The 11,784-nt window shown below is 56.1% G+C and carries 11 protein-coding genes; 6 read left to right on the plus strand and 5 right to left on the minus strand.

Annotated features, from left to right (window positions below; all coding sequences use genetic code 11):
• Positions 1-10: 10 nt before the first annotated feature.
• The 5 genes from hflD to HZZ01_RS06835 all read left to right on the plus strand — a co-directional run bounded on the left by hflD (position 11) and on the right by HZZ01_RS06835 (position 5,488).
• Positions 11-652, plus strand: a complete 642-nt coding sequence (gene hflD, locus HZZ01_RS06815) for a high frequency lysogenization protein HflD (protein WP_179896037.1) — start codon at positions 11-13, stop codon at positions 650-652.
• Between the two features lie 44 nt (positions 653-696).
• Positions 697-2,067: an adenylosuccinate lyase gene (gene purB, locus HZZ01_RS06820; protein ID WP_179896038.1), complete on the plus strand. Its 1,371-nt coding sequence runs from the start codon at positions 697-699 to the stop codon at positions 2,065-2,067.
• Positions 2,068-2,171: 104 nt separating this feature from the next.
• Positions 2,172-2,840: a two-component system response regulator PhoP gene (phoP, locus tag HZZ01_RS06825; RefSeq protein WP_003849836.1), complete on the plus strand. Its 669-nt coding sequence runs from the start codon at positions 2,172-2,174 to the stop codon at positions 2,838-2,840.
• Between the two features lie 2 nt (positions 2,841-2,842).
• Positions 2,843-4,303: a two-component system sensor histidine kinase PhoQ gene (gene phoQ, locus HZZ01_RS06830; protein WP_179896039.1), complete on the plus strand. Its 1,461-nt coding sequence runs from the start codon at positions 2,843-2,845 to the stop codon at positions 4,301-4,303.
• 57 nt (positions 4,304-4,360) lie between these two features.
• A complete protein-coding gene (locus HZZ01_RS06835; RefSeq protein ID WP_179896040.1) occupies positions 4,361-5,488 on the plus strand; it encodes a cupin domain-containing protein in 1,128 nt (375 codons plus the stop codon).
• A gap of 70 nt (positions 5,489-5,558) precedes the next feature.
• Here HZZ01_RS06835 and pepT read toward each other — a convergent pair whose 3' ends face one another.
• The 5 genes from pepT to lolC all read right to left on the minus strand — a co-directional run bounded on the left by pepT (position 5,559) and on the right by lolC (position 11,133).
• Positions 5,559-6,788 (minus strand): peptidase T, encoded by a 1,230-nt coding sequence (gene pepT / locus HZZ01_RS06840; protein WP_179896041.1) that lies wholly within the window; start codon positions 6,786-6,788, stop codon positions 5,559-5,561.
• Positions 6,789-7,011: 223 nt separating this feature from the next.
• Complete coding sequence (gene cobB / locus HZZ01_RS06845; protein WP_179896042.1) at positions 7,012-7,845, minus strand: Sir2 family NAD+-dependent deacetylase; 834 nt, start codon at positions 7,843-7,845, stop codon at positions 7,012-7,014.
• A 147-nt stretch (positions 7,846-7,992) separates the two neighbouring features.
• Positions 7,993-9,237 carry a lipoprotein-releasing ABC transporter permease subunit LolE gene (gene lolE / locus HZZ01_RS06850; protein WP_179896043.1) on the minus strand — a complete coding sequence of 415 codons (1,245 nt, stop codon included), beginning with the start codon at positions 9,235-9,237 and terminating at the stop codon, positions 7,993-7,995.
• Complete coding sequence (lolD, locus tag HZZ01_RS06855; protein ID WP_179896044.1) at positions 9,237-9,941, minus strand: lipoprotein-releasing ABC transporter ATP-binding protein LolD; 705 nt, start codon at positions 9,939-9,941, stop codon at positions 9,237-9,239. The genes lolE and lolD overlap by 1 nt, the downstream gene beginning before the upstream one ends.
• Positions 9,934-11,133: a lipoprotein-releasing ABC transporter permease subunit LolC gene (gene lolC / locus HZZ01_RS06860; protein WP_179896045.1), complete on the minus strand. Its 1,200-nt coding sequence runs from the start codon at positions 11,131-11,133 to the stop codon at positions 9,934-9,936. Before lolC ends, lolD begins: the two co-directional genes overlap by 8 nt.
• A 247-nt stretch (positions 11,134-11,380) precedes the next feature.
• Here lolC and HZZ01_RS06865 point away from each other — a divergent pair, with 247 nt between their 5' ends.
• On the plus strand, positions 11,381-11,590 hold the full coding sequence (locus HZZ01_RS06865) for a hypothetical protein (protein ID WP_090962155.1): 210 nt from the start codon (positions 11,381-11,383) through the stop codon (positions 11,588-11,590).
• The last annotated feature ends 194 nt before the right edge of the window (positions 11,591-11,784 follow it).

Here is an 11,784-nt window from a genome sequence, read left to right on the forward strand (position 1 = left end):
AGGAGTAACCGTGGCGAAAAATTATCAGGAAATCACGCTGGCGCTGGCGGGCATTTGTCAGTCCGCCCATCTGGTGCAGCAGCTGGCTCAGCAGGGCCACTGCCAGCCAGAAGCGCTGACCGTGTCGCTGCGCAGCGTACTGGACCTCAATCCTGGTTCCACGCTGGCGGTATTTGGCAACAATGAAGCCAACCTGCGCCTCGGACTTGAAACCCTGATGGCAGTGCTGAACAGCAGCAGTCGCCAGGGCGCAGGCGCTGAACTGACGCGTTATACCCTGAGCATGATGGTGCTGGAGCGCAAGCTCAGCGCCAGTAAATCCGCTATGGCGAAACTGGCACAGCGCATCTCTCAGCTGGATCGCCAGCTGGCGCATTATGAGCTGGAGTCCGACACTATTCTCAGTGCGATGGCCGCCATCTATGTGGATGTGATCAGCCCGCTTGGCCCGCGTATTCAGGTTACCGGTTCACCTGCGGTGCTGCAGAATACGCAGGTTCAGAGTAAAGTGCGCGCCACCCTGTTAGCCGGTATCCGTGCTGCCGTATTGTGGCAGCAGGTCGGCGGTGGCCGATTGCAACTGATGTTCTCGCGTCAGCGTTTGCTGCGTGAAGCGAAAACCCTCTTATCCCGGCTGCCACTGACTTACTAAGTCGGTGCGGCAAAACACTGCTACATGAATCAGGAGTTGCACTGATGGAATTATCCTCTCTGACCGCCGTCTCACCTGTCGATGGTCGTTACGGCGATAAAGTCAGCCCGCTGCGTGCGATTTTCAGCGAATTCGGTTTGCTGAAATTCCGTGTTGAGGTTGAAGTTCGCTGGTTACAAAAACTGGCCGCGACCGCAGAGATCAAGGAAGTTCCTGCATTTGATGCCGACGCAAACGCTTTCCTTGATGCAATCGTCGCCGGTTTTTCAGAAGAAGATGCAGCACGCATCAAAACCATTGAGCGCACCACCAACCATGATGTCAAAGCGGTTGAGTATTTCCTGAAAGAGAAAGTCGCCGATCTTAATGCCCTGCATGCTGTTTCTGAATTTATCCACTTCGCCTGTACCTCTGAAGATATTAACAACCTTTCGCACGCCCTGATGCTGGAAACGGCCCGCCGTGACGTGATCCTGCCTTACTGGGCGCAACTGATCAGCGCTGTTAAAGGTCTTGCCAGCGAATACCGTGATATTCCGCTGCTCTCCCGCACCCATGGCCAGCCGGCAACGCCATCGACGATGGGTAAAGAGATGGCGAACGTGGCTTATCGTCTGGAGCGTCAGTTACGTCAGCTGAAACAAATTGAGGTGCTGGGTAAAATCAATGGCGCGGTCGGTAACTACAATGCCCACATTGCCGCCTATCCCGAAGTGGACTGGCACGCGCTGAGCGAGAACTTTGTTACTTCGCTGGGGATCACCTGGAACCCGTACACCACGCAGATTGAGCCGCACGACTACATCGCTGAAATGTTCGACTGTATCGCCCGCTTTAACACCATCCTGATCGATTTCGATCGTGATATCTGGGGCTATGTGGCGCTGAACCATTTCAAACAGAAAACCATTGCGGGCGAAATCGGCTCATCCACCATGCCGCACAAGGTGAACCCGATCGACTTCGAAAACTCGGAAGGTAATCTGGGTCTGGCGAATGCGGTGATGCAGCATCTGGCCAGCAAGCTGCCGGTTTCACGCTGGCAGCGTGACCTGACCGACTCAACCGTGCTGCGTAACCTCGGCGTCGGCGTCGGTTATGCGCTGATCGCCTATCAGGCGACGCTGAAAGGCATCTCCAAGCTGGAAGTGAACCGCGATCGTCTGCTGGATGAGCTGGATCACAACTGGGAAGTGCTGGCGGAACCGATCCAGACGGTAATGCGCCGTTATGGCATTGAGAAGCCATATGAGAAGCTGAAAGAGCTGACGCGCGGCAAACGCGTGGACGCTGCCGGTATGCAGGCCTTTATCGACAGCCTGGCGCTGCCGGAAGAGGAAAAAGTGCGTCTGAAACAGATGACGCCTGCAAACTATATTGGTCGCGCTATCCAGATGGTTGACGATCTGAAATAATGCCCGCCGCAGACCGGTCCCGTCCGGTCTGCGTTAACATCTTGTTTAATTCATTTCGCGTATACTTTCTGCAGGTTGACTCAAACAGAGTGTAAGGAATTTCTATGCGTGTTCTGGTTGTTGAAGACAATGCCCTGCTGCGCCATCATCTCGCCGTCCAGTTACGTGACATGGGCCATCAGGTCGATGCCGCCGAAGACGCCAAAGAAGCCGACTATTTTCTTCGCGAACATCTGCCCGATATCGCGCTGGTGGATCTCGGTCTGCCGGATGAAGATGGCATGTCGCTGATTCGCCGCTGGCGCAGTGATGCCGTGCGTCAGCCGATTCTGGTACTGACCGCCCGTGAAGGCTGGCAGGCGAAAGTGGAAGCACTGGAAGCCGGGGCAGATGACTATGTCACCAAGCCGTTTCACATTGAAGAGGTCGCGGCACGCCTGCAGGCGCTGATGCGCCGTAACAGTGGTCATGCGTCGCAAATCATCGACATGGCACCGTTTCAGGTGGATCTCTCCCGCCGTGAACTGACGGTCAATGAAGAGCCAGTGAAGCTGACCGCCTTTGAGTACACCATTGTCGAGACGCTGATTCGTAACGCGGGCAAAGTAGTAAGTAAAGACTCGCTGATGCTGCAGCTCTATCCTGACGCTGAACTGCGTGAAAGCCACACCATCGACGTTCTGATGGGCCGTCTGCGCAAAAAGATTCTGGCGTTGCACCCTACCGATGTGATCGCCACCGTGCGTGGCCAGGGTTACCGCTTTGATCTCTGATCATGTCCTGGTTTAATCATTATCGCCCGATTTCGCTGCGCGCCCGCTTTCTGCTGGCCTCCGCAGCGATAGTTCTGTTCCTCTCACTCTCTTACGGCATGGTCGCGGTGATTGGCTATGTGGTGAGTTTCGATAAAAACACCTACCGCGTGATGCGTGGCGAGAGCAATCTGTTCTTTACGCTGGCGCAATGGCATGACAACACGCTCACCATCGCCCAGCCGGAACGAATGACGCTTAACTTCCCGACGCTGGTATTCATTTACGATGAGCACGGCAAGCTGTTGTGGCAGCAACGCGACGTCCCGGATATCCGCAAAAAAATCCGCCGCGAGTGGCTACTGAAGCCTGACTTCTACGAGATTGATACCAGCAACCGCACCAGTATGGTGGCGATGGGCAATAACGTTAATGCTAAGCAGCGGCTCAACGACTGGGACACGGACAGCAACGACACCTTTACCCACTCGATTGCCGTTAACCGCTACGATGCCACCACCAATCTGCCTGCGCTCACCATTGTGGTGGTCGACTCGATCCCGCAGGAGTTGCAGCATTCTGATGTGGTCTGGTCATGGTTCAGCTACGTGCTGGCGGCCAACCTGATACTCATCATTCCATTGCTGTGGCTGGCGGCGCACTGGAGTCTGCGGCCAATAGGCGCGCTGACACAGCAGGTGCGCGAACTGGAGACCAGCCAGCGCGAGAATCTGGCGGATAATCCGCCGCAGGAACTGCGCAGTCTGGTGCGCAACCTCAATCTGTTGCTGACCAATGAGCGGCAGCGTTATACCCGCTATCGCACCACCCTTTCTGACCTGACCCACAGTCTGAAAACGCCGCTGGCCGTGCTGCAGAGCACCCTGCGCTCGCTGCGTAACGGCAAAGAGCTGACGGTGGAACAGGCTGAGCCGGTCATGCTGGAGCAGATAAGCCGTATCTCGCAGCAGGTCGGTTATTATCTGCATCGTGCCAGCATGCAGGCCGATCACAATCCACTGCAGCGCGATGTCCATTCCGTTTCCGGTCTGCTCGACAAGCTCTGTTCGGCACTGAATAAAGTCTATCAGCGCAAAGGCGTGGCGATTACGCTGGATATCTCACCGGAGTTATCCTTTATTGGCGACCAGAATGACTTTATGGAAGTGCTGGGCAACGTGCTGGATAACGCCTGCAAGTACTGTCTGGAGTTTATCGAAATCAGCGCTTTTCAGAGTGAAAATGCACTCCATCTCTATATTGACGACGATGGCCCAGGCATTCCTGAGAGCAAGCGCGATTTAGTGTTTGTCCGGGGTCAGCGCGCCGATACGCTGCGTCCCGGTCAGGGACTGGGCCTGGCGGTGGTGCGCGATATTCTTGAGCAATATGAGGGCAACGTGATCGCCTCCAGCAGCACGCTGGGCGGAACACGCATGGAAGTGGTCTTCCAGCGTCAGGAACCCGAACATCACCGCGAGTAGAAAACCCTCAGGGCTGTTATACTTGCTGGCATTTACAGCCCTAAGCGGAACCCTTTTATGGACTATCAGCTCGATATTAACTGGCCCGATTTTATTCAGCGTTACTGGCAGAAACGCCCGGTGGTGCTGAAGCGTGGTTTTAAAAACTTTGTCGACCCACTTTCACCCGATGAACTCGCCGGACTGGCGATGGAGAACGAGGTGGATAGCCGCCTGGTCAGTCATCAGGATGGCAAATGGCAGGTCAGCCACGGCCCGTTCGAGAGCTATGATCATCTGGGAGAGAACAACTGGTCGCTACTGGTCCAGGCGGTCAATCACTGGCATGAACCCTCTGCCGCGCTGATGCGCCCTTTCCGTTTCCTGCCTGACTGGCGTGTCGATGACCTGATGGTGTCGTTTGCCGTACCTGGCGGCGGCGTAGGTCCCCATTTTGATCAGTATGATGTCTTTATCATTCAGGGTACTGGTCGTCGTCGCTGGCGCGTGGGTGAGAAAGTGCCGCTGAAGCAGCATTGCCCGCATCCGGACCTGCTGCAGGTTGAACCCTTCGACGCCATCATCGATGAAGAGCTGGAGCCGGGTGATATTCTCTACATCCCGCCAGGATTCCCGCATGAAGGTTATTCGCTGGAAAATGCCCTGAACTATTCTGTCGGTTTCCGAGCCCCCAGCGGTCGCGAGTTAATCAGCGGTTTTGCGGATTACGCTCTGGCCAATGAGCTGGGCAGCCTGCGCTTCAGCGATCCGGATGTGCCTTCACGTGATTGCCCGTCGCAGATTCTGCCGCAGGAAATTGAAGGCGTGCGTCAGCTGATGCTGGACGTTGTCAATCAGCCGGCGCAATTTGAGCAGTGGTTTGGCGAATTTATTTCACAGTCACGTCACGAACTTGACGTTGCGCCGCCGGAACCGCCTTATCAGCCGGATGAAATTTATGATGCGCTGCAACAGGGTGATGTCCTGAGCCGGTTGGGTGGCCTGCGTGTTCTGACCATTGGCGATGCAGTCTACATCAACGGTGAGCGGGTTGAGTGTTCACGCCCTGATGTGATGGCGGTCCTGGCGAATCACTATCGCATCACGCTGGAGGATCTGGGTGATGCGCTGGATGATCCGGCCGTACTGGCTCAGATTGCCGGTCTGGTGAATGCCGGGTATTGGTTCTTCGGCGACGACGAATAACGGGCAGAGCGCAATCCTGCGTTGCTGCTGAATCAGGCTCTCTGACCCTTGTGGCAGAGAGCCTTTTTATTTAACTCTTCTTCTGCGCCGCCAGCTCTGACAGACGCACAATGACGTCCACCGACTTCGCCATGATATTCAGCGACGCGAATTCATGCTTGCCGTGATAGTTATAGCCACCGGTGAAGATGTTCGGGCAAGGTAATCCTTTCCACGACAGCGACGAGCCATCTGTGCCACCGCGAATCGGTTTCACCACCGGTTCAATGTCACAGTCACGCATCGCCTGTAAAGCCAGGTCAATGATGTGAGGGAACGGCTCAACCTTTTCACGCATGTTGCGATAGCTGTTAGTGATCTCAACGGTGACCGAGCAGTCAGGGTGCAGAGTTTTGTTAATCTCCGCCGCAATCTGCAGCAGCGTCTGTTTACGCTGTTCAAAACTCGCTGTTTCGAAGTCACGAATGATATAGAGCATCTCGGCGTGTTCTACGCTGCCTTTAATCTGGTGCAGATGGTAAAAACCCTGATAGCCGTCGGTGAACTGCGGTTTTTCGCCAGCCGGAACAGCGGCATGGAACTGATTGGCCAGCTCCAGCGCGTTAACCATAACGCCTTTCGCGGAGCCTGGGTGCACATTGTTACCGACAATTTTGACAGTGGCCGAGGCGGCATTAAAGTTCTCATACTCGAACTCGCCCAGATCGCTGCCATCAATAGTGTAAGCCCAGTCAGCGGCGAACGCTTCCACATCGAAGTGTGAGGTACCGCGACCGATCTCTTCATCCGGCGTAAAGGCGACACGGATCGCACCGTGCGGCGTATCGCTGTGTGCGAGTTGCGCCATCGCCGTCATGATCTCGGCAATGCCCGCTTTGTCATCTGCGCCCAGCAGGGTTTTGCCATCGGTGGTAATCAGCGTATGACCGATCAGCTTGTGCAGCACCGGGAACATCACCGGTGAAAGAATTTCATTGCCGTTACCCAGCGCAATGTCTCCGCCGCGATAATTTTCGATGATCTGTGGATTGACATGCTTCGCCGTAAAGTCAGGCGACGTATCCATGTGGGAGATAAAACCGATGACCGGCGTCGGCCAGTCAACATTGGCGGGCAGCGTGCCCATGACGCAGCAGTGATCGCTTAAGGTGACATCGACAAAACCCAGTGCCAGCAGCTCTTCCTGCAGCTGACGCGCCAGCGTCCACTGCCCTTCACTGCTGGGCACCTGGCGCGCCTGCGGCTTAGCCTGTGTCTCAACTGCCACATAACTCAAAAAGCGCTCAAGTAACTGTTCCATAGCCCATCCTTTATAAGTGCCGTCCGGTATTATTCACAGACCCGACGGTCACAACGTTGCGTAAAATCATTCGCAGACAGGTTAGCGCTGTCGATGACCTTTGGGAAAGCAATAAGCCCGAAAAAAACGCCTGATGACGAGATTGTAGCGGCAAATCCCGCCATGTTGATGACCTTCCCAACATGGCGGCCAAAAAAACAGGGGCGGCAATAGCCGCCCCTGCTTACTTATAAAGACTGCGCAGCAGCTTATGCACGAACTCCGGCACCACTTCGCTCGCGAGGCCGTAATGCCGCTCGGCAAATTCGTTGCCCACCTGGCTCGGCTCCAGGTTCAGCTCAACGGTGTGTGCGCCCTGCAGTTTGGCTTCATGAACAAAACCTGCGGCCGGATAGACATGGCCTGAGGTACCAATAGCGATAAAGTAATCGGCCTGTTCCAGCGCCTGATAAATCTGCTCCATGCCCAGCGGCATCTCACCAAACCACACCACGTGCGGCCGCAGCGCAGAGGGGAACTGGCAACAGGTGCAGCGATCGTCCGGCGTGATATCGCCGGTCCACTCAATCACCTGACCGCTGGTGACACAACGCACTTTTAACAGCTCACCGTGCATATGCAGCACCCGGCTGTTGCCGGCACGCTCATGCAGATTGTCGATGTTTTGCGTGACCAGCAAAAAGTTGTCGCCTAACACCTGCTCCAGCTCAGCCAGCGCCAGATGGGCGGCATTGGGCTGAATCTCTGCCTCCTGCAGTTGCTGCCGTCGCGCATTGTAGAAACGCTGCACCAGCGCGGGATCGCGCTGAAAGCCTTCCGGCGTCGCAACATCTTCCACATGGTGCTCTTCCCACAGGCCGTCTGCTGCGCGGAAAGTCCGGATGCCGGACTCCGCTGAGATACCTGCACCGGTCAGTACCACAACATGCGGCTGAGGATGGGCGGCCAGTTCGGCCTGACGATCGCGCTCAAAAATGCGCTGGCGAAAGCGCTGATGCACTTTTCTCCGGGTTTTCTTCAGGCGGGCAAGTCGTATGCGGCGACGTGGTGTACGCATAAAATCTCCTGGCGTAGCAGCTGCGGTGAGCCGCTCTTAACAGATTCCGGGTTAACAATCACCCGATAGTAACGGTTGCTGAGGGCTGCGCCCAACAGCAAAGGTCCTAAACAGATGCGGCGCGAAAAGGATTCGCGCCGCATTTTATCACTGACCGCTTAATACCCGAGCCGGGTCAATGCGGCTGGCACGTCTGGCGGGATACCAGCTCGCCAGCAGACTCAGCAGAATCGCGGTAATCAGTACAGAGAACACATCAATCCAGTGCAGTTCCGATGGCAGGAAATCAATAAAGTAGATATCGCCCGACAGCAGATGATGGCCGGTAATCGACTCCAGTCCGCGCACCAGTGAGGTCAGATTCAGCGCCACCAGCACGCCCACGACCACACCGCTAACGCTGCCCAGCAGTCCGGCCAGTAAACCGTACCAGATAAAAATGGCGCGGATCAGCCGGTCTTTCGCGCCGAGGGTCCGCAGCACCGCAATGTCGCTGCTCTTATCTTTTACCGCCATGACCAGCGTAGAGACGATGTTAAAGCAGGCGACGCCAATCACCAGTACCATCGCCAGATACATGATGGCGCGGATCATCTGAATGTCCCGGTACATGTAGCCATAGGTGCCGATCCAGCTCTTGATGTAGACGTAAGAACGGGTCGCTTCACCGGCATCACGCACCAGTTTTACCGCCTGGAACGGGTCGGTCATCTTCAGGGCGATGCCGGAGACGCTGTCTCCCATCTCCAGATAGTGCTGTGCATCGGCCAGCGGCACCAGCGCCAGACTGTGATCGAGCATGCCGCTCAGTTGCAGGATACCGCTGACCTGCAGCCGGATACGTTTTGGCTGCAGCAGTTTGTTATCACCCTCATTGTTAGGGATCATGATGGTGATCCAGTCGCCCTGCTTCACGTTGAGCGATTTCGCAATGCCACCGCCCAGAATGATCTGCTGCTTGCCGGCGGCAAAAGAGGACCAGGCGTTATCGGCCACAAACTGTGGCAGTGCGCTCAGGCGCGGCTCCTGTGCCGGATCAACGCCTTTCACTTGTAACGCTTCCAGTCGGGCGCCACTCTCAATCAAGCCGGTGAAATTAACATACGGTGCCGCCGCCGCAATGCCGGGCACCTTTTCAATCGGGGCAATCATCGACTGCCAGTGCTGGAACGGCTGATTGACCGCCTCGATCTCACCGTGCGGCACCACCGCCAGAATGCGGTTGTTCAGCTCACGCTCAAAACCGTTCATGGCGCTCAGACCGATAATCAGCACCGCCACGCCCAGCGCAATCCCAATGGTGGAGATTACCGAAATCAGCGACACCATGCCGCCACGACGGCGACCACGGCTAAAGCGCAGGCCCAGCAACAGGGATAACGACGAACCCATTACAGCGCTCCTGCCATCGTGAGCTGATCGCTTAACTGACCATCACGCATCTCCATCTGGCGGGTCATGCGTTTTGCCAGCATCAGATCGTGAGTCACCACCAGAAACGCGGTGCCCTGACGAACATTCAGTTCGCCCAGTAATTCAAAAATGGCGTCGGCGTTGCGGGCATCCAGGTTACCGGTTGGCTCATCCGCCATCACCAGACGTGGACGGTTCACCAGCGCACGGGCGATTGCCACACGCTGGCGTTCACCACCTGACAGCTCAGACGGCCGGTGTGCGGCACGATGGTCCAGCCCGACCGCAGCCAGCATCTCACGGGCGCGATCCTGCGCTTCTGCTTTGGCGGTTTTACCAATCAGCAGCGGCATCGCCACGTTCTCCAGCGCGCTGAAGTCCGGCAGCAGATGGTGGAACTGATAGATAAAGCCCAGCTCGCGGTTACGCAGCTCGGCTTTAGCCGATGAGGACATCGCATTCAGTGACTGACCATCAAACACCACGTCGCCCGACGTCGGCGCATCCAGGCCGCCCAGCAGATGCAGCAGCGTACTTTTACCGGAGCCGGAGCTGCCGACAATCGCTGTCAGTTCACCAGGCTGGAGGCTGAAAGCCACATTGCGGAGCACATCGGTCTGCACGCTGCCTTCCTGATAGCGTTTGCACAGGTCGCGGCACTGCAACAAAGGAGTGTTACTCATAACGTAAAGCCTCAGCAGGTTGAACGGCGGCAGCGCGCCACGAAGGATAGAGCGTAGACAACAGCGCCACAATCATTGCGCTGAGTGCGATGGTGACCACCTGCCATACATTAATATCAACCGGTAATGCGGCACCATCAAGGAAGAGGCCAATGACCGGCATTAAGTTATTGAGCTGGCTGGCGAGCAAAACACCGAGCAGCGTGCCGAGCAGCGTGCCGATAATCCCGGCACTGGCACCCTGCACCATAAACACCGCCACTATTTGCCGCCGCGTCAGGCCCTGGGTTTGCAGGATCGCCACTTCGCCCTGTTTCTCCATGATGAGCAGGCCTAACGAAGTGATGATGTTAAAAGCGGCCACGGCGATGATCAGGCTCAACAGCAGGCCCATCATATTCTTCTCCATGCGCACGGCCTGGAAGAGATCGCCTTTGCGCTCACGCCAGTCTTTCCAGACCATGCCTGCGGGCAGTGCCTGCTGGCTCAGACTGTCAACCGACAGCGGTTTGTCCAGCCACAGTCGCCAGCCAGTAATATTTCCGGCCGGATAGCGCATGACGCGCGACGCATCCTGCAGATTGACCAGAATCTGATAACCATCGACTTCGCTGTTGGCGGCATAGGTGCCCGCCACGGTAAACAGACGCTGGCTCGGCACACGTCCCATTGGTGTGAACTGACTGACAGACGGCACCATCAGGCGCAGCTGATCGCCACGTTTTACACCAAGCTGTGACGCCAGCTGTTCGCCAAGGATCACATTGTACTGCCCGGCCTGCAGCACGCTCTGCTGGGTATTGACCAGGAATGGCGTCAGCGGATCTTTTTCATCCGGATTAATGCCCAGCATCACGCCAACGGAGACGCTGCGCGGGCTTTGTAGCACCACATTGGCGGTGGTCAGCGGTGCGATGCGGTGAACGCCCTGCAAATTCAGCGAGGCGGCGGGTTGCTGTTGCGGATTGAGACTGCCTTTGTCGCTGGTAATCAGCGCCTGAGGCATCAGGCCAAGAATATTGCCTTCGAGTTCACGCTCAAAACCGTTCATCACCGATAACACAGTGACCATCGCCAGCACGCCGAGCGTAATGCCAATCGTTGAGAGCCAGGAGACAAAGCGACCGAAGCGATCCGATGCTCGTCCGCGCATATAACGCAGACCGATAAATAGCGCGACAGGTTGATACATGGAATCCAGTAAGCCGTTGCCTGAAAATAGGTAGTGGGATGATAAAGGACCGGCTGGCTTTATGAAACCTCTAACCCTCTGAGTCGGCAGCAAAGTTGCATCCGGATGCGTCACCTTCAACGCCAAAGCCGCGGAATAGCCGATAAAGGCGCCGCTTATTGGCTGATTATCCAGCGCCAGAGCGGGTAGACTATAATCAGTAAAAGAGTAAAGGGTAATTGTTCACCGTGCAGTAGAGGTTGCGACCATGTTGAAATTTCCCAAGGGCAGCATTGTTAAACATAAATCCGGGGAGATCAGAGGCGAAATCATTAACGTCTTTGAGCAGGGAGACGCACCAGCCGGCTACTACGTGAAGTGGGACGACGGCAACCTCAGCTACCATCCTGAACAGGAGTTATCCTGGGCAAATATCGACCGCCCACGTATGCATTACACACAGCAATCCATAAAATAAAATGCCCGTTTAACCCCGTCGCTGCATGGCGACGGCGGTTTTTTCTGATCCCTCCTCAGACTCCGTCTATTCTCTCTCTATCCGCTGCATTACCCCAGACGCCGGGTAATGGCTGACTGATCCTTCGGTTCAGCGCGGCGCGGCAGGAAAATTGTGCCGCAAAGGTGATCCCCCTGACATAATATGGAATGATT

This window comes from Pantoea sp. WMus005 (assembly GCF_013415305.1).
GTDB lineage: Bacteria > Pseudomonadota > Gammaproteobacteria > Enterobacterales > Enterobacteriaceae > Pantoea > Pantoea rara.